The sequence below is a fragment of the Kitasatospora saccharophila genome, assembly GCF_039529925.1.
GTDB classification, from domain to species: Bacteria; Actinomycetota; Actinomycetes; order Streptomycetales; family Streptomycetaceae; genus Kitasatospora; species Kitasatospora saccharophila.
Genome location: NZ_BAAANS010000102.1, coordinates 1 through 17,479 on the forward strand (window position 1 = coordinate 1; position 17,479 = coordinate 17,479).

A 17,479-nucleotide genomic window follows, 5' to 3' on the forward strand; every position below is an offset into this window, starting at 1 on the left:
CGGGTGGACACCATCACCCAGGGCACCGCCGTCACCAAGTACGTCTACGACGCGGACGGCAACCAGCTGATCCGCCGCGACCTCGGCTCGGGCCAGAGCACCCTGTTCACCGGTGACACCGAGATCGTCGTCAACACCTCCGCCACCCCGAAGGTCCTGCTCGGCGCGGTGCGCACCTACAACCTGGGCGGCAAGGCCGTCGCCATGGCCTCCAGCCTCCCCGGCGGCGGAGTGAGCTACCTGCTCGCCGACCCGCACGGCACCGCGGGCCTCTCGATCGACACCACCAGCCAGGCGGTGAGCCGCAAGCAGTACAAGCCCTACGGGCAGACCCGCGGCACCAGTACCAACTGGCCCGACCCCACCCGGGGTTTCCTCGCCAAGCCGGTCAGCCCCACCACCGGCTACACCGACGTCGGCGCCCGCGAGTACGACCCCGTACTCGGCCGGTTCATCAGCGCGGACCCGGTCTTCGACCCCAACGACCCGCAGCAGCTCGGCGGCTACGGTTACGCGAGCGGCAACCCGGTGACCAACTCGGACCCCACCGGTGAGCGGACCGACGACATTGAGCCGGTCTGCAACCAGGCGTGCATCGACAAGAACAACGCCACCATCGAGAAGGCGAACGAAAAGACCCAGAGCTACTTCAAGACCTACAACCAGCACCTGGTCAGCGGTAAGCCGTGCTCCGGCAACACGTACGCCAAGGTCGAGACGATCGGCCACGACTGCCCGCCGGCCGCCACCTACTCCGGTGAGGTGGGAAGCCCCCAAACCCCCTACCGCTCCGGCGACGAGACCAAGGGACTCACCCCCGAGGACATCGTCAACATGTGGTGGAACGGGGACGGCGAGAAGACACCCACCCTGCTCCTCGGCTCCGACTCCCGGATCGCCGCCATGCTCAACAGCGATGACCACATCAAGGAGATCCAGAAGGAGCTGTACGGCGAGTGGAAGTCCCACGGTCGTCTTGAGGGGGACTGGGTGGCCGACTCCAGGACCGTCGGCAAGCTCGAGGGACTGATCGACTTGTACAACCTGACCGGTTTGCAGGGAGTCCACCTGAAGGGCCTGAACTACGGGGGTGTCGACCTCAGCAAGGCCGTCTCCGGGCTGTGGGGAGGCTCCGATTCGAACCGGGTGGATGCGGTGTTCGGCAGCTATACCTTGAAGTACCAGGTCGTCAAGGCGGACCGGGTGAACAAGAAGATGATGGTCAACTTCCACGCGACGAACACCATCGGCTGGACGTCCTTCTGCCACGACCATGCCTGCAGCAAGGCCCAGATGCTTCCCGGCGTCAGTTTCCCGACCAGCGACACCACTACGGGTCTAGGTGCGAGCATCAAGGTGGAGGTGTACTGGACCGAGGTGTACGACATGAACAGGACCTACTACCGGTAGCCTCCGCCCTTCCCCGTTCGATTGGTGGACCAGAAACCGATGAGATCAAGATCTGCGCTCCTGCTGTGCGGAATCGCCGCGCTGGGCCTTGCCACCTGCGGAGGTTCCGCCAGCGGTCCCGAACTGTCCGACCGCAAGGTCGTCGGCACGTGGGAGGCGCCCGGCGAGATCACTGTCGTCCTCAAGGACGGCGGACGGTTCTCGACCAACGCCGTCCCGGCGTCCGGGGCGCTGGACCGGGGCGGTGTCGACCGGGAGGGGACCTGGAAGTTCACCGACACCGGGAACGCCCGGCACACCGGACTGGAACTGAGGTTCGACATCCCGGTCGGCGGGTCGGAGCCGTACCCGATAGACCTGGTGTCGGCGGAGAAGGACGGGAAGCTCTCGCTGTGCGTCTACGGCGAGCCGGACGACCCCTGTAGCGGGTACCTGCTGGCCAAGGCGGCCGGCTGACGGTCCCGAGCGACGAGCGACTGCCCGGCCCCCGCACGCGGGGGCCGGGCAGTCGCTCGTCGTGGGGCGGCGGTGTCAGCCGTCAGTGCCGGTGGCGAGTTCCGGGCGGTCGCCGTCGTCCGGGGGGTCCTGGTGGGGGGTTGGGCGGGTGCGGCGGCCGAAGAGTTCGGCGGGGGTCGGCATCCGGCGGGGCCGGGGGCGGTCGGCCGGGTGCGGGGGCTGCTGGTCGCTCATCGGGAACCGTCCTCCAACGGGGGTGGCGGGCTGGGGTTCGGACGCCGGGCTCGGCACCGCCGCGAGGTGGCGCTGGCCGGAACCCAGGGAGAGCCGCTCGCGGACCTCGGCCTCGGCGAGCGCGTGGCAGCGCCCGGCGAGGCGGGAGCGGCGGGACTGCTCGTTCGGTCCGCACGGCTGGCGGGACAGCGAGCGCAGCGCCGACAGGTCCTCGGCGGTGGGCAGGTAGCCGTCGGTGACGGCCTCCTCCAGACGGTCCAGGTAGCCCCCGGCACTGCCGGGCAGGGCGGCGCGGTAGCGGGTCAGGTCGGTGAGCATGAAGGCGCGCAGCCGCCCGCCCTCCTGGACCGCCTCGTCGATGGACTCGGTCAGCCGGAGCGCGTCCTGGACGTCCTCGGCCCACAGTTCGCCGGCCGCGGCCGGTACCGGGAGCCGGTCGGGGGCGGCCGGGTAGAGGGCTTGGGCGAGGACACGGCGCAGCACCCGGACTTCGTCGGCGCTGAAGGCCATGCCGCCGCGCGATCCGTGTGGCGTTGGCATGGGTCGACACTACGTGGCGTACGTCCGACTTATGGCGATTGATGACGTGTTTGTCCCGATTGGCCTATGAGATGGTGCATGCGCGCCGCACCGCCCGGGGCGGCGGCCCGGGCGGGCCGGGCGGTGCCGATCGGGACCGGGGCGGCGGCGGCCGGGCCGGTGGTGAGGGCGGGGCCCACGGTGCGGGCTCCGTTCGAGGCGGCGGCTCCCGGGCGTCCCCCGGCTCTTCCGGGGCGTCCCGTTCGGGGCGTTCCCATTCCAGCAGCGGGAAATCCGGAGCGGAATTGTCCCGGGGTGCCATTTCGATTTCCATCAGGAGGGCCGCCTGGGTGAGCTCTGTCCGGGAATCGACGCCGATATTCGCGAACAGCGCCGCGGTGTGTGCTTTCGCCGTCCGCTCCTCGATGTGCGGGAGGCGGGCGATCTCCTGGTTCGACAGGCCGCGCCCGATCAGCGCCAGGACCTCCCGGGGGCGCCTGCTGAGCAGGCCCACCAGGACGGCCGCGGCCCGCAGTTCGGCCAGGTGGCGGCCGGCCGGAGGCGCGGCCGGACGCCCGGCCGGATCCATCGGTGACCCCCCTCGCCGGCCCGCCCCACCGTCGGACGGGCGACCGTGACGAGTACGGCACGGGGCCCGGCGGATCAAGGGTGTGAATTCCCGGGCGCAAAAGGCCGTAACGGAATCCGGGGCCGGGAAGCGGCATGCCCCGGAATTCCTGTAACGGAATCCGGGGCCCGCGGCGTGCGCTTTTCCGGGCGGTCAGGCGGTGGCCGGGCGGTTGCGCTCGAAGATCAGCCGCAGGCCGATCAGGGTCAGCCAGGGCTCGTGCACGTCGATCGAGTCGGCCTCGCCCAGCACCAGCGGGGCCAGGCCGCCGGTGGCGATCACCTGGACGTCGTTCGGGTCCTTGGCGAGCTCCTTGGCCATCCGGTTGACCAGGCCGTCGACCTGCCCGGCGAAGCCGTACAGGATGCCCGACTGCATGCCCTCGACGGTGTTCTTGCCGATCACGTTGCGCGGGCGGGCCAGCTCGATCTTGCGGAGCTGGGCGCCGCGGGCACCCAGCGCCTCGACCGAGATCTCGATGCCGGGGGCGATCGCGCCGCCCACGTAGTCGCCGCGCGCGTTGATCGCGTCGAAGGTGGTGGCGGTGCCGAAGTCGACCACGATGCACGGGCCGCCGTACAGGTGGTTGGCGGCCAGCGCGTTGACGATCCGGTCCGCGCCGACCTCCTTCGGGTTGTCCATCAGCACGTGGACGCCGGTCTTCACGCCCGGCTCCACGATCACCGCCGGGACGTCCCCGTAGTAGCGGCGGGTCACCTCGCGCAGCTCGTGCAGCACCGCCGGGACGGAGGAGCAGATCGCCAGGCCGGCCACCCGGTCGTCCGCCGAGACGATCGGGTGGGCGCCCATCAACCCCTGGAGCAGCACCGCGAGTTCGTCCGCCGTGCGGCGCGGGTCGGTGGAGATCCGCCAGTGCTCGACGATCTCCTCGCCGTCGAACAGGCCGAGCGTGGTCTGGGTGTTGCCGACGTCGATGGTGAGGAGCATGGGGCGCTTTCTGCTTCGAAGGGTCAGGAGCTGCGGAGGTCCAGGCCGATGTCGAGGATCGGCGCGGAGTGCGTCAGGGCACCGACCGCCAGGTAGTCGACACCAGTCTCCGCGACCTCGCGCGCGGTGGCCAGGGTCAGGCCGCCGGAAGCCTCCAGCTTCGCCCGGCCCGCGACCAGGGCGACCGCCTCGCGCAGCTGCTCGGTGGAGAAGTTGTCCAGCAGGATCAGGTCCGCGCCGGCGTCCAGGACGGGGGTGATCTGCTCGACGGTGTCCACCTCGACCTCGATCGGCAGCTCCGGGAACGCCTCCCGGACGGCGGTGAACGCCTCGGCGACGCCGCCCGCCGCGACCACGTGGTTGTCCTTCACCAGCGCGGCGTCGGAGAGCGCCATCCGGTGGTTGGCGCCGCCGCCGGCCCGCACCGCGAACTTCTCCAGCGCGCGCAGGCCCGGGGTGGTCTTGCGGGTGTCGCGGACCACCGCGCCGGTGCCCTCCAGGACGTCCGCCCAGGCCCGGGTCGCGGTCGCGATGCCGGACAGGTGGCAGAGCAGGTTCAGCGCGGAGCGCTCGGCGGTGAGCAGGTCCCGGGTGCGGCTGCGCACCGACAGCAGCACCTGGCCGGGGGCGACGAGTTCGCCGTCCTCGACGTGCCGCTCGACCTCGAACTCCTCCTCGCAGACCAGCGAGACGACGGCCTCCGCGACCCGCAGGCCGGCCACCACGCCCGCCTGGCGGGCGGTGAAGTCGGCGGTCGCGACGGCCTCGGCCGGGACGGTCGCCACCGAGGTGACGTCCTCGCCGCCGGCCAGGTCCTCGGACAGGGCCATCATCGCCACGTCCTCGACCTCGACCGGGTCCAGCCCGGCGTCCTCCAGCAGCGCGGCGAGCGCCGGGTCGAGACCGGTCTCGTACTCCTCGCCCTCGCCGCACGCGCAGCCGTCGCCGCAACCGCCGGACTCGGAGGACAGGAGGGGGAGTTCGGAGTGGGACATGGTGGGTGGGCTCCAGTTTCGGCGGGGTGGGCGGGGAGGGGGCGTCAGTCGGCGAGCGGGTGGACCACGTGGCGCTGCCAGTGGGCGTCGTCGCGGTCGGGGAAGTCCTCGCGCCAGTGGCAGCCGCGGGTCTCCTCGCGCAGGGCGGCGGAGGTGGTGAGCGCGGTGGCGACCTGGTGCAGGTTGGTGGCCTCCCAGGTCTCCACGGACGGGTCGGCGCCGTCGGCCAGCGCGGCCAGGCCCTTGGCGGTGGCGGCCAGCGAGTCCGCGGAGCGGATCACGCCCGCTCCGGTGGACATCAGGCGCTGGATCTCGCCGCGGGCCGCGGCGGGCAGCAGCGGGACGGGCGTCGCGGCGCGGGCCGCGTCGGTGGTGACGGTGCGGGCCGGGAGCCGGCCGGCGGCGTTCAGCGCGGCCAGGTCGGCGGCGATCCGCTCGGCGAAGACCAGGCCCTCCAGCAGCGAGTTGGAGGCCAGCCGGTTGGCGCCGTGCACGCCGGTGCAGGCGACCTCGCCGCAGGCGTACAGGCCGGGGACGGTGGTGCGGCCGTGCAGGTCGGTGCGGACGCCGCCGGAGGCGTGGTGGGCGGCCGGGGCGACCGGGATCGGCTCGGTGACCGGGTCGATGCCGTTGGCCCGGCAGGCGGCCAGGATGGTGGGGAAGCGGTGCTCCCACATCGCGGCGCCGAAGTGCCGCCCGTCCAGGTACATGTGCCGGGTGCCCTTGGCGTGCATCCGGCGGACGATCCCCTTGGCGACGATGTCGCGCGGGGCGAGCTCGGCCAGTTCGTGCTGGCCGACCATGAAGCGCACCCCGTCCGCGTCGACCAGGTGGGCGCCCTCGCCGCGGACCGCCTCGGACACCAGCGGCTGCTGGCCCTTGGCGTCCGGGCCGAGCCAGAGCACGGTCGGGTGGAACTGGACGAACTCCAGGTCGGTGACCTCGGCGCCGGCCCGCAGGGCGAGCGCGACGCCGTCGCCGGTGGAGACCGCCGGGTTGCTGGTGGCCTCGAAGACCTGGCCCATGCCGCCGGTGGCCAGCACCACGGCGCGGGCCAGGATCGCGCCGACGCCGTCGCGCTGGCCCTCGCCCATCACGTGCAGGGTGACGCCGGAGGCGTGGCCGTCGGCGTCGGTCAGCAGGTCCAGCACCAGGGCGTGCTCGATCAGTTCGAGGCCCGGGTCGGCCTCGATCGCGGCGACCAGGGCGCGCTCGATCTCGGCGCCGGTGGCGTCGCCGCCCGCGTGCGCGATCCGGCGGCGGTGGTGGCCGCCCTCGCGGGTCAGCACGATCTCGCCGTCCTCGTCGAGGTCGAACTCGGCGCCCGCCTCGATCAGCCGGCGCACCGCGTCCGGGCCCTCGGTGACCAGGGTGCGCACCGCCTCCTCGTCGCACAGGCCGGCGCCCGCGACCAGGGTGTCCTGCAGGTGCTGCTCGGGGGTGTCGCCCTCGCCCAGGGCGGCGGCGATGCCGCCCTGGGCCCAGCGGGTGGAGCCGTCGTCCAGCACCGCCTTGGTGACCACCATGGCCCGCAGGCCGGCCTTGCGGGCGTTGAGCGCGACGGTGAGCCCGGCCACGCCGGAGCCGATCACGACCACGTCGGTGATCGTGGTCCAGCCGGGGGCGGGGGCGGTCAGGCGGTACGGCATGGGTTCAGCTGCTCCTTCAGCGCGCGACGGCGTCGGCCGCGTCGTTCGGACCACCGTACGCGGCGTCGCCGCGCAGCAGTCCGCTGCCCTCGGGGGCGTCCGCGGGGTCGCCGCCGAGGCCGGTGATCCGGTTGCGCTCGTCGACGAAGACCACCTTCGGCAGGTACGCCTTGGCCTCGGCGGTGTCCATCTGCCCGTAGGCGATCAGGATCACCAGGTCGCCGGGGTGGACCAGGCGGGCGGCGGCGCCGTTGATGCCTATGACGCCGGAGCCGCGCGGGCCGGCGATGGTGTAGGTCTCCAGCCGGGCGCCGTTGTTGATGTCGACGATGTGGACCAGCTCGCCGGGGAGCAGGTCCGCGGCGTCGAGCAGGTCCTCGTCGACCGTCACCGAGCCCACGTAGTGCAGGTCGGCCTGGGTGACGGTGGCACGGTGGATCTTGGACTTGAGCATGGTGCGGAACATGGGTCACGCCTCCTGTGAGTGCATGCCTGGTGGTGCGTACCGGTGGTGGACGGGGCGGGCGGGACCTCGGGAGGCCGACCGCCCCGGGGCGTCCGGGCTAGCGGACGATGACGCTCACGTTGTCGATCAGCCGGGTCGAGCCGACCCGGGCCGCGACGGCGAGCACCGCCTCGCCCTGGAAGTCGTCCGGCGCCTCGGTGAAGGACAGCGGGTCGATCAGGGCCAGGTAGTCGGGGGAGACGCCGTCCGCGCCCTCCAGCACGGCGGCGGCCGCCGCGCGGACGGCCTTGGGGCCCTGCGCGCCGGCGTCCCGGCCGGCGAACAGGGCGCGGGAGAGAGCAAGCGCTTGGGTGCGCTCGTCCTCGGAGAGGAAGCGGTTGCGGGAGGACAGCGCCAGGCCGTCCTCCTCGCGGACGGTCGGGACGCCGACGACCTCCACGTCGAAGTCCAGGTCGGCGACCATCCGGCGGATGATCGCCAGCTGCTGGGCGTCCTTCTCGCCGAACACCGCGAAGTCCGGGTCGGTGATGTGCAGCAGCTTGGCGACGACGGTCAGCATCCCGTCGAAGTGCCCCGGGCGGGAGGCGCCCTCGAAGCCCTCGCCCATCGGGCCCGCGGAGAGCCGGACCAGCGGTTCGCCGTTCGGGTACATCTCGTCCACGGACGGGGCGAACACCACGTCCGCGCCCATCTCCTCGGCGAGCGCGACGTCCGCCTCCAGCGAGCGCGGGTAGCGGTCCAGGTCCTCGCCGGCGCCGAACTGCAGCGGGTTCACGAAGACCGTCACGGCCACCCGGCCGTCCTGGCCGACCTGGCGGCGGGCCTCGCGCACCAGCGCCGCGTGGCCGCCGTGCAGCGCCCCCATGGTCATCACCACGGCGTTGTCCACCGGCTGCTCGTCCGGCCAGAACGCGGCCTCGAACTCCTCCACGGTGCGGGTCAGCACCGCCTTGCGGACCTTCGCCGCCTTCGGGGCCTTCGCCGGGCGCCTGTCGCGTGCCATCAGTGCTTCTCCTCGTTCAGTACGTCCAGCAGCGCCGCCGCCGGCTCCGGCTTCAACGTGCCGTTGGCCACCGCGCGTTGCGCGGTCGCCCTCGCCATCGCCCGGTACGCCCGGCCGATGTCCGGGGTCACCGTAGCGAGTCGGTCCAGGTGCTTGCGCACCGTCCCGACGTCACCGCGGGCCACCGGACCGGTCAGTGCCAGGTCGCCCGAGCGCAGGGCGTTGTCCAGGGCCGCGCCCAGCAGCGGGCCGAGCATCTGGCCGGGCTCGGCGACACCGGCCGTGCGCAGCAGCTCCATCGCCTGCGCGACCAGCGTGACCAGGTGGTTCGAGCCGTGCGCGAGCGCCGTGTGGTAGAGCGGCCGCACCTCCTCGGGGATCCAGGACGGCTCGCCGCCCATCTCCACCACCAGGGCCTCGGCGACCGGGCGCAGCTCCTCCGGGGCGGTCACCCCGAACGGGCAGCCGGCCAGCCGGGCCACGTCCACCGAGGTGCCGGTGAAGGTCATCGCCGGGTGCAGCGCGAGCGGCAGCGCGCCGGCGCGGGTGGCGGGCTCCAGCACGGCCACGCCGTGCGCGCCCGAGGTGTGCACCAGCAGTTGGCCCGGGCGGACGGCACCGGTCGTCGCCAGGCCCTGCACCAGGTCGGGCAGGACGTCGTCCGGGACGGTCAGCAGCACCAGGTCCGCCGCCGCCATCACCTGCGGCGGCGTCACCAGCCGGACGCCGGGCAGCAGGGCCTCGGCGCGGCGGCGGGACGCGGCGGAGACGCCGGACGCGGCGACCACGCGGTGGCCCGCGAGCTGCAGGGCGGCGCCCAGGGCGGGGCCGACGCGGCCCGCGCCGAGAACGCCGACGGCGAGCCGGGCGGGGCGGTTACCGGGGTCGGAGGGGTCTCCGAAGTCGGGCAGCACTCTTCCGTTCCAGTCCTCTAGGGGTACCAGACGTACCGGTCAATGGTACGGGGGTTTCCGGCCCGCCCACCCACCCGTGCACCGGTGGCCCGGGTGGGCGGTGGCGTGGGTGGGTGCCGGGGGACGGAGGGGCAGGTGCGGGGGGTGTGGATGGCGGGGCGCGCAGTTCCTCGCGCCCCTGGCGGGGCGATGGGCGAGGGGAGGAGGCAAGGAGACAAGGGGAAGGGTTCGTGCGCCGACAGCCCGTGCGGGCGGGGGCGCGGTGCAGTCAGGCGGGAGGCGCACGGGTGGGTGGGCGGGCAGGGGCGGGGAGCAAGCCCCCCGTCAGGGGGTCTCGCCGGCCCGGACGAGCCCGTTCTCGTAGGCGAGGACGACGGCCTGGACGCGGTCGCGGAGGGAGAGCTTGGCGAGGATGCGGCCGACGTGGGTCTTGACGGTGGCCTCGGAGAGGACCAGGCGGGCGGCGATCTCGCCGTTGGAGAGGCCCTGGGCGACCAGCAGGAAGACCTCGCGCTCGCGTTCGGTGAGCGGGGCGAGGACGGCGGAGCCGGGGGTGCTGGCGGGGGTGGGGAGGACCTCGGCGAAGCGGTCGATCATGCGGCGGGTGGTGGTCGGGGCGACCACCGCGTCGCCGCCGTGCACCGAGCGGATCGCGGCGACCAGTTCGGTGGGCGGGACGTCCTTGAGCAGGAAGCCGGAGGCGCCGGCCTTGAGCGCGGCGAAGGCGTACTCGTCCAGGTCGAAGGTGGTGAGGATGAGGACCCGGGGGGCGCCCTCGACCGGGGCGCCGTGGTCGTCGAGGCAGATCCGGCGGGTGGCCTGGACGCCGTCGAGCCTGGGCATCCGGACGTCCATCAGGATCACGTCGACCTCGGCGGTGCGCAGCACGTCGACGGCCTGCTGGCCGTCGCCCGCCTCGGCGGCGATCTCGATGTCGCCCTGCGACTGCAGGACCATCCGGAACCCGGTGCGCAGCAGTTCCTGGTCGTCGACGAGCATCACGCGGATCGGCATGCGGGTCGGGTCTCCTTCTTCGTTCATCTGGACGCCTTGAGGGGGAGGACGGCCCGGATCCGGAAGCCGCCGCCGGGCCGGGGGCCGACGTCCAGGCTGCCGCTGACCATGCCGACGCGTTCGCGCATGCCGATCAGGCCGTGGCCGAGTCCGTCGGTGCCGCCGGAGAGCTGTTCGCGGGTGGAGCCGCGGCCGTCGTCCTCGATCAGGACTTCGAGGTCGCCGTCCCGGAAGTCGACGGCGACCCTGGCGCGCGCGTCGGGGCCGCCGTGCTTGCGGACGTTGGTGAGGGCCTCCTGGACGATCCGGTAGACCGTCAGCTCCAGGCCGCGGGGCAGTTCGCGGACCTCGCCGGTGGCGCGGTAGTCGACCTGGAGGCCGGCCCTGCGGACCTGCTCCAGCAGGTCGGGCAGCTCCTCGACGCCGGGCTGCGGCACGTACTCGCCGGTGGTGTCGGCGGTGCGCAGCACGCCCAGCAGGCGGCGCATCTCGGCGAGCGCCTGCCGGCCGGTGGAGGCGATGGTGCCCAGCGCCTCCTTGGCCTGCTGCGGGGAGGCGTCCAGCACGTAGGCGGCGCCGTCGGCCTGGACGATCATCACCGAGACGTTGTGCGCGACCACGTCGTGCAGCTCGCGGGCGATCCGGGCGCGCTCGGCGGCGACCGCGACCTGGGCCTTGGCGTCGCGTTCGCGCTCCAGCCGGGCGGCCCGGTCCTCCAGCTCGACCAGGTAGGCGCGGCGGACCCGGGTCAGCCGGCCCCAGGCCCAGCAGAGCACGAACGGGGTGGTCATCAGGGCGGCCAGGAACAGCGCCTTGTAGCCGTCCCCGCGCTGGTCGGCGGGGGTCAGCCGCCACAGCGTCAGCGGGCCGGCCGCCAGGCTGGCGGCCAGCGCCAGCCGGGACGTCCAGGCGTGGCCGAACGCGGCACCGGTGTAGCCGAAGACCAGGAAGGCGATGCTGGAGCCGCCCGGGTCGATGCCGAACGCGACCTGGCCGAGGCCGATGGCCACGGCGGCCGCCGTGGTGGCGTCCGGCCAGCGGCGGCGCACCACCATCAGGGCGGGCAGCACGAGGGCGACCACGATGCCGGTGTAGTGCTTCCAGGACGGCATCGGGGCGTCCGGCAGGCCGGTCGACTCGACCGCCGAGAGCACGCCGAGCATCAGCACCGGCAGCGCCCAGGCGGAGTCGACGACCATGGGGTGTCGGCGGAGCCAGGCGTTGAGTCGATGCACGCCTCCAAGCCTAGGGAGTCCGCGGGGCCGTTCTGCTCCGCCGCGAGGGCGATCCGGGGCTACTCCCCAAGGTGGAGACCGGCGCCGTCCGGGTAACGTCGTCCGCCATGACACGGATGCGGTGGCGGCCCGCGATCGAACACGCCCTGTACCGGCCGGACGGCGGCTTCTACCGCCGCCCCGAGGGCCCCGCCGGGCACTTCCGCACCTCCGTGCACGCCTCCGCGCTGTTCGCGGCCGCGGTCGCCCGCCTGCTGGCGGGGGTCGACGCGGCGCTCGGCCGCCCGGAGCGGCTGGACTTCGTGGACGTCGGCGCCGGGCGCGGCGAACTCGTCCTCGCGGTGCGCGACCTGCTGCCCGCCGGGCTGCGCGGGCGGGTGCGGCTGCGGGCGGTGGAGCTGGCCGACCGGCCGCCCGGCCTGCCCGCGGAGGTCGACTGGTCGGCCGACCTGCCGTCCGGCGTCCGGGGCCTGCTGTTCGCCAACGAGTGGCTGGACAACGTCCCGCTGGACGTCGCCGAGCCCGGCCCGGACGGGCGGCTGCGGTACGTCGAGGTCGAGCCGGACGGGACCGAGCGGCTCGGCGGGCCGCTGGCGGCGGCGGACGCCGCCTGGGCCGGGCGCTGGTGGCCGGACGGGCGGCGGGTCGAGCTCGGCGGGCCGCGGGACGCCGCCTGGGCGGCGGCGGTCGGCGGGCTGGAGCGGGGCCTCGCGGTGGCCGCCGACTACGCGCACCTGCGCGCCGCCCGGCCGCCGTTCGGCACCCTGACCGGGTTCCGGGACGGCCGGGAGTGCGCCCCCGTCCCCGACGGCTCCTGCGACCTGACCGCGCACGTCGCGCTCGACGCGGCGGCCGCACCCGGGCACCCGGCGCTGCTCACCACCCAGCGCGAGGCGCTGCGCGCGCTCGGCGTCAGCGGGGCCCGCCCGCCGCTGGCCCTGGCGAGCACCGACCCGGCGGCGTACCTGCGGGCGCTGTCCGGCGCCGGGGAGGCCGCCGAGCTGACCGACCCGGCCGGGCTGGGCGCGTTCCACTGGCTGGTCCAGGCCGTCCGCATGCCGGTACCGGAGGACCTCGCGGGCCTGCCGGGATGGCAGACTCTCCCCTCGTAGAAGGAGGCGACGGCCATGACGGAGACCACGGTCGGCATCGGCCCGGGCGCGCAGACGCTCCCCGGCGACCCCGGCAGCACCGACATGGTGCTCAACATCGGCCCCCAGCACCCGTCCACGCACGGCGTGCTGCGCCTGAAGCTGGTCCTCGACGGCGAGCGGATCACCAGCGCCGAGCCGGTGATCGGCTACATGCACCGCGGCGCGGAGAAGCTCTTCGAGGCCCGCGACTACCGGCAGATCATCATGCTGGCCAACCGGCACGACTGGCTGTCCGCGTTCGCCAACGAGCTGGGCGTGGTGCTGGCCGTCGAGCGGATGCTCGGCATGGAGGTGCCGGAGCGGGCGGTGTGGCTGCGCACCCTGCTGGCCGAGCTCAACCGGGTCCTCAACCACCTGATGTTCCTCGGCTCCTACCCGCTGGAACTCGGCGGCATCACCCCGATCTTCCACTCCTTCAACGGCCGCGAGGAGCTCCAGCACGTCCTGGAGGAGGCCTCCGGCGGCCGGATGCACTACATGTTCAACCGGGTCGGCGGCCTCAAGGAGGACCTCCCGGCCGGCTGGCTCGGCCGGGTCCGCCGCGCGGTCGGCGTGGTCCGCGGACAGCTGCCGGTCTTCGAGGACCTGGTGCTCGGCAACGAGATCTTCCGCGGCCGCACCGCGGGCGTCGGCGTGCTCTCCCGCGAGCACGTCCACGCGTACGGCGTCAGCGGGCCGATCGCCCGGGCCAGCGGCGTCGACTTCGACCTGCGCCGGGACGAGCCCTACCTCGCGTACGGGGAGCTGCGGGACGTCCTGAAGGTGTCCGTCCGCGAGGAGGGCGACTGCCTGGCCCGGTTCGAGTGCCTGCTGGAGCAGACCGCGAACGCGCTCGACCTCGCCGACGCCTGCCTCGACCGGCTCGCCGAACTGCCCGCCGGGCCGGTCAACCTGCGGCTGCCCAAGGTGCTCAAGGCGCCCGAGGGCGAGACGTACGCCTGGACCGAGAACCCGCTCGGGCTGAACGGGTACTACCTGGTCTCGCGCGGCGAGAAGACGCCGTGGCGGCTCAAGCTGCGCTCGGCGTCCTTCAACAACATCCAGGCGCTCACCGAACTGCTGCCGGGGACGCTGGTGGCGGACATGGTGGCGATCCTGGGGTCGATGTTCTTCGTGGTCGGGGACATCGACAAGTAGGAGGGGCAGCACCACCAGGGGCTCGGGGAACGGCGAGTCCGTGCTGCTGACGGCCGGAGCCCATCGGAGTGTTCGTGCTGCTGCGTGTCTTTGACGGAACCGGAAGCAGATGCGCGCTCCGGCAGTGAACCGCCGGCAGCCCCGGCCTCGCCGTTCCCCGAGCCCCTGAATGCGCGCACTCGTGAGCCTCCGGCTCCTTACTGGTCCGCGGGGTGCGGGGCGAGGCGGGTGTCGTGGGCCTTGCAGAGGGCGACCAGCTGGTCGTACGCGGCGGGGCCCATGAGTTCGGTGAGTTCGGGGCGGTAGGAGACGTAGACCGGGTCGGGGGCGTTGTGGGCCTCGGGGGAGCCGGTGCACCACCAGTGGAGGTCGTGGCCGCCGGGGCCCCAGCCGCGGCGGTCGTACTCGCCGATGGAGACCTGCAGGTAGCGGGTGTCGTCGGGGCGGTCGATCCAGTCGTAGGTGCGGCGGACCGGGAGCTGCCAGCAGACGTCGGGCTTGGTCTCCAGGGGTTCCAGGCCCTCGCGCAGGGCGAGGACGTGCAGGGCGCAGCCGGCGCCGCCGGGGAAGCCGGGGCTGTTGAGGAACAGGCAGGCGCCGTTCACCCGGCGGGTCTGGCGGTCGCCGTCCTCGTCGAACATGGTGATGCCGCCGTCGAGGCGGATCCGGCCCTTGGCGTCGGTGCCCTCGGCGTGGTGCTCCCAGATGTCGGGGGTGAGCCGGGCGGCGTGTCCGGCCACGCGCTGCTCGTCGTCCTCGTCGGAGTAGTGGGCGCCGAGGGTGCAGCAGCCGTCGGAGGCGCCGCGGCCGGGCTGGATGCCGTGGCAGCCCTTGCCGAAGATGCAGCCCCAGCGGGAGGTGAGCCAGGTGAGGTCGCAGCGGAACACCTGGTCCTCGTCGGCGGGGTCGGTGAACTCGACCCAGGCGCGCGGGAAGTCGAGCGCGACCTCGCGGACGGTGGGCATCGCCAGGTCGACGACCGGGGCCTTGGTCTCGGGGCCCTTGGCGGGCTTCTTGGTCTTCTTGCTCTTGGTGCTGTCAGCTGGTGCCACCCGGTAAGGGTATGGCCTGGACGCGGCGGGGCGGGGGTGCGGCGGCGCGGCTTTGCCGGTGGTTCGTGTGCTTCGGTGCCGGTTGCGCCCGTTTGGAGTGGGTGGCGAAGGTGAAACGGCTGTGAAAAGGCCCGCAGGCCGGTCGGTGGCGACCGGGAGTGGTCCTAGGATGGCCCAGCCGGTAGGTCGGGCGCGCGAGCGTCCTTGCACGGGGGAGTGCACAGTGGGCGACGAGGTCGTCATCCGGTCGTGGGAACTCCACGGCGAGGGACGGGAGTTCGAGAAGATCTCGGACGAGTTCGGTAGAGCGGCGAAGCAGTTGGAGAGCGGCCTGGCGGGGCTGGGCGCCCCGTGGGGTTCGGACGAGCCGGGCACCCCGTTCGGCACCGCGTACGGCGAGGCCCGGGAGGGCGCGCTGGCCGGGCTGCAGGGGCTGGCGGAGCGGCTGGACCGGATCGGGCGCGGGCTCCACACCATGGCGGACAGCACCGAGCGCACCGATCAGGACATCAGCGCGGACTTCAACGCGCCTTCGCTGAACCACCCGACCGCGACCGGTCGGGCCTGAACCGGAGTCAGACCAGGCGGCGGGCCGCTGCGCGCGCCGAGCCGCACCACCCGAAGGGGGAGCACGTGTCCAGGAACCTGCCGGAGGAACTCGCCCCCGCGCTGGCGCGGACCGGCCACGCGTGGCCGCAGGCGGACGAGGACGGGCTGCGCCAGGCGGCGGGCCTGTGGCGGGAGTTCGGGTCGGAGGCGGACGCGCTGGTGGCCCGCGGGTCGGCTTCGGTGCAGCGGGTCTCGGGGGAGAACAAGGGCCGGGCGGTGGAGGCGTTCGCCGACCACTGGCGGCAGTTCAGCGGCGGCGGGCGCGGCCAGTTGGACGACGCCGCGGCGGCGGCCGGACTGGTGGCCGCCGCGCTGGACAAGGCGGCCGGGGTGGCCGCGCAGGCGAAGGTCGACATCATCGCGGTGCTGACCGAGCTGACCGAGAAGATCCGGGCGGCGGACGCGGCCGAGGCGAGGGCCAAGGCGGACATCGCGCAGGCCGGCCAGCAGATGACCACCGGCCTGGGCGGGCTGGTCAGCGGCGCGGTCGGCGCGGCCGTCGGCGCGGTGAAGGAGGTCGCGGCCGAGGCCGAGGAGCTGGCCGCGGTCGAGCACGCCAAGGTGAAGATCGGCCAGCTGCTGGAGCAGCTCGGCCGGGACATGGGCGAGGCCGCCGGGTCGCTGGCCGCGGAGCCGCCGCTGGTCGCGCTGGAGCGGATCGCCCAGGCCGACGGCCGGGGCCTGCACGGCGAGCAGCGGGAGTCCTCGCTGGCGGCCCGCTCCGGGCAGGTCACCGGGGTGCTGGCGAAGGCCGGGGTGGCCCGCTCGGTGGAGGTGGCGAGCGTCGCCGGCCTGCACGCGGACCTGAAGGCCGACGGCACGGTGCGCACCGACCGGCACGGCAACCCGGTGCTGGTCGGCGAGGACGGGCAGCGGGTCAAGGGCGTCGAGGGCCTGACCGTCACCCAGGGCCCGGACGGCCAGCAGCAGTTGGTCGGCCCGGACGGGAAGCCGGTCACCGGCGTGGCGATGGGCGCGGACGGCAAGCCGCTGCTCGGCAGCGACGGCAAGCCGCTGCTGGTGGGCCTGGGCGGCGCCCTGGTCGGCACCGGGCTGCTGCTCGCGATGGGCCACGACGGCAAGCCCGAGCTCGGGCAGGACGGCCACCCGGTGATGGTGACCGCCGACGGCACCCAGGTCTCCGGCCTGGTCGCCGACCAGAAGGGCCACCTGCTGGCCGGCTCCGACGGCCACCCGGTCACGGTCGACGCCTCGGGCCGGGCGACCGGCCCGGGCGGGCAGGTCGTGCAGTTCGGCGCGGACGGCCGTCCGCTCGACCTGCTCGGCCCCGACGGGAAGCCGGTCACCGTCCTGGACGGGCAGCAGCAGGGCGGCGGCCCGTTCCAGAACGGCGCGTCCCAGGACGGGCCGGGCGGCCACCACGGGCACGGCGGCCAGGGCGGTCAGGGCGGCCAGGGCGGCCAGGGCAACGCGAACGACCCGCTCGCCCTGTCCGGGCAGGGCGGCGGCCAGCACGGCCCGAACCTGCTGGGCGACGGCGGCCTGCTGGACGACACGGTCCACCAGGTCACCGCCCCGCTGGACCCGGTGACCCAGAGCGCCCCGGCCGGCTCCGGCGGCCCGCAGCCCGGCCCGTCCGACAGCGGCACGCACCGCGGCAGCGGGGGCGGCGGCTACCAGGGCGGTGGCGGCTCGCGCTCCACCTCCTCCGGCGGCTCGGCCGCGGCCTGGTACGACGCCCCGTCCGGCGGCGGCTCCTACAGCGGCGGCGGCGGCCACCAGGACTCCGGGAACGACTACGTCCCGCCGGTGCGCGGCCCGATCTCGGTGCACGTCGACTCGGTGCTGGCGCCGCCCGCGCCGAGCGCCCCGCCGGTGGTCGGCGGGGGCGACATCTGGACGTCCGCCGGGAGCGGCGTCCACCACGCGGCGGAGCCGGGGCAGTCCTTCGGCGGCCCGTCGTCCGCGGCCGCCGCCGGCGGCGGCTCCTCGTTCCAGCTCGGCCCGGTCGGCGGCGGCGCCCCCGCGGGCCCGGTCGGCGGGCGGCCGACGGGCGCGCCCGTGCCGGGCGGCCCGGTGGACGGGGCCGTGCCGT

The 17,479-nt window shown here is 74.1% G+C and carries 16 protein-coding genes and 1 pseudogene; 6 read left to right on the forward strand and 11 right to left on the reverse strand.

Going from position 1 to position 17,479, the window contains the following annotated elements:
• Together ABD345_RS38045 and ABD345_RS38050 are read left to right on the forward strand one after the other, a co-directional pair.
• On the forward strand, positions 1-1,410 hold a 1,410-nt coding region (locus ABD345_RS38045), incomplete at its 5' end, for an RHS repeat-associated core domain-containing protein (protein ID WP_344559091.1).
• Between the two features lie 39 nt (positions 1,411-1,449).
• Positions 1,450-1,866 (forward strand): hypothetical protein, encoded by a 417-nt coding sequence (locus tag ABD345_RS38050; RefSeq protein WP_344559093.1) that lies wholly within the window; start codon positions 1,450-1,452, stop codon positions 1,864-1,866.
• A 75-nt stretch (positions 1,867-1,941) separates the two neighbouring features.
• Here the strand turns inward: ABD345_RS38050 and ABD345_RS38055 are convergent, their stop codons facing one another.
• The 10 genes and pseudogenes from ABD345_RS38055 to ABD345_RS38100 all read right to left on the reverse strand — a co-directional run bounded on the left by ABD345_RS38055 (position 1,942) and on the right by ABD345_RS38100 (position 11,471).
• Positions 1,942-2,640 (reverse strand): hypothetical protein, encoded by a 699-nt coding sequence (locus tag ABD345_RS38055; RefSeq protein WP_344559095.1) that lies wholly within the window; start codon positions 2,638-2,640, stop codon positions 1,942-1,944.
• A 64-nt stretch (positions 2,641-2,704) separates the two neighbouring features.
• Complete coding sequence (locus ABD345_RS38060; RefSeq protein WP_344559097.1) at positions 2,705-3,208, reverse strand: response regulator transcription factor; 504 nt, start codon at positions 3,206-3,208, stop codon at positions 2,705-2,707.
• A 192-nt stretch (positions 3,209-3,400) separates the two neighbouring features.
• The gene (locus tag ABD345_RS38065; RefSeq protein ID WP_344559098.1) at positions 3,401-4,195 is read right to left on the reverse strand and encodes a type III pantothenate kinase; all 795 of its coding nucleotides are present in this window, start codon (positions 4,193-4,195) and stop codon (positions 3,401-3,403) included.
• A gap of 23 nt (positions 4,196-4,218) precedes the next feature.
• A complete protein-coding gene (gene nadC / locus ABD345_RS38070) occupies positions 4,219-5,190 on the reverse strand; it encodes a carboxylating nicotinate-nucleotide diphosphorylase (protein WP_344559100.1) in 972 nt (323 codons plus the stop codon).
• Positions 5,191-5,234: 44 nt separating this feature from the next.
• A complete protein-coding gene (locus ABD345_RS38075; RefSeq protein WP_344559102.1) occupies positions 5,235-6,839 on the reverse strand; it encodes an L-aspartate oxidase in 1,605 nt (534 codons plus the stop codon).
• A gap of 16 nt (positions 6,840-6,855) precedes the next feature.
• Positions 6,856-7,305, reverse strand: coding sequence for an aspartate 1-decarboxylase (gene panD / locus ABD345_RS38080; RefSeq protein WP_344559104.1), 450 nt, complete (start codon positions 7,303-7,305; stop codon positions 6,856-6,858).
• Positions 7,306-7,402: 97 nt separating this feature from the next.
• Positions 7,403-8,308: a pantoate--beta-alanine ligase gene (panC, locus tag ABD345_RS38085; RefSeq protein WP_344559106.1), complete on the reverse strand. Its 906-nt coding sequence runs from the start codon at positions 8,306-8,308 to the stop codon at positions 7,403-7,405.
• A pseudogene (locus ABD345_RS38090) lies at positions 8,244-9,219 on the reverse strand (Rossmann-like and DUF2520 domain-containing protein); the annotation flags it as partial. The pseudogene ABD345_RS38090 and the gene panC, both read right to left, overlap by 65 nt.
• A 327-nt stretch (positions 9,220-9,546) precedes the next feature.
• Positions 9,547-10,236, reverse strand: coding sequence for a response regulator (locus ABD345_RS38095; RefSeq protein ID WP_344559110.1), 690 nt, complete (start codon positions 10,234-10,236; stop codon positions 9,547-9,549).
• A 23-nt stretch (positions 10,237-10,259) separates the two neighbouring features.
• On the reverse strand, positions 10,260-11,471 hold the full coding sequence (locus ABD345_RS38100) for a sensor histidine kinase (protein ID WP_344559112.1): 1,212 nt from the start codon (positions 11,469-11,471) through the stop codon (positions 10,260-10,262).
• A gap of 107 nt (positions 11,472-11,578) precedes the next feature.
• Between ABD345_RS38100 and ABD345_RS38105 the strand changes: the two genes are divergently transcribed.
• Positions 11,579-12,583, forward strand: a complete 1,005-nt coding sequence (locus ABD345_RS38105) for an SAM-dependent methyltransferase (RefSeq protein WP_344559114.1) — start codon at positions 11,579-11,581, stop codon at positions 12,581-12,583.
• A gap of 15 nt (positions 12,584-12,598) precedes the next feature.
• A complete protein-coding gene (locus ABD345_RS38110; protein ID WP_344559116.1) occupies positions 12,599-13,762 on the forward strand; it encodes an NADH-quinone oxidoreductase subunit D in 1,164 nt (387 codons plus the stop codon).
• 197 nt (positions 13,763-13,959) lie between these two features.
• Here the strand turns inward: ABD345_RS38110 and ABD345_RS38115 are convergent, their stop codons facing one another.
• Positions 13,960-14,814, reverse strand: coding sequence for a DUF3109 family protein (locus ABD345_RS38115; RefSeq protein ID WP_380273670.1), 855 nt, complete (start codon positions 14,812-14,814; stop codon positions 13,960-13,962).
• 223 nt (positions 14,815-15,037) lie between these two features.
• Between ABD345_RS38115 and ABD345_RS38120 the strand changes: the two genes are divergently transcribed.
• Together ABD345_RS38120 and ABD345_RS38125 are read left to right on the forward strand one after the other, a co-directional pair.
• The gene (locus ABD345_RS38120; protein ID WP_344559118.1) at positions 15,038-15,382 is read left to right on the forward strand and encodes a WXG100 family type VII secretion target; all 345 of its coding nucleotides are present in this window, start codon (positions 15,038-15,040) and stop codon (positions 15,380-15,382) included.
• Between the two features lie 65 nt (positions 15,383-15,447).
• Positions 15,448-17,479: WXG100-like domain-containing protein (locus ABD345_RS38125; protein ID WP_486327099.1), on the forward strand; the 2,032-nt coding region annotated here is incomplete at its 3' end.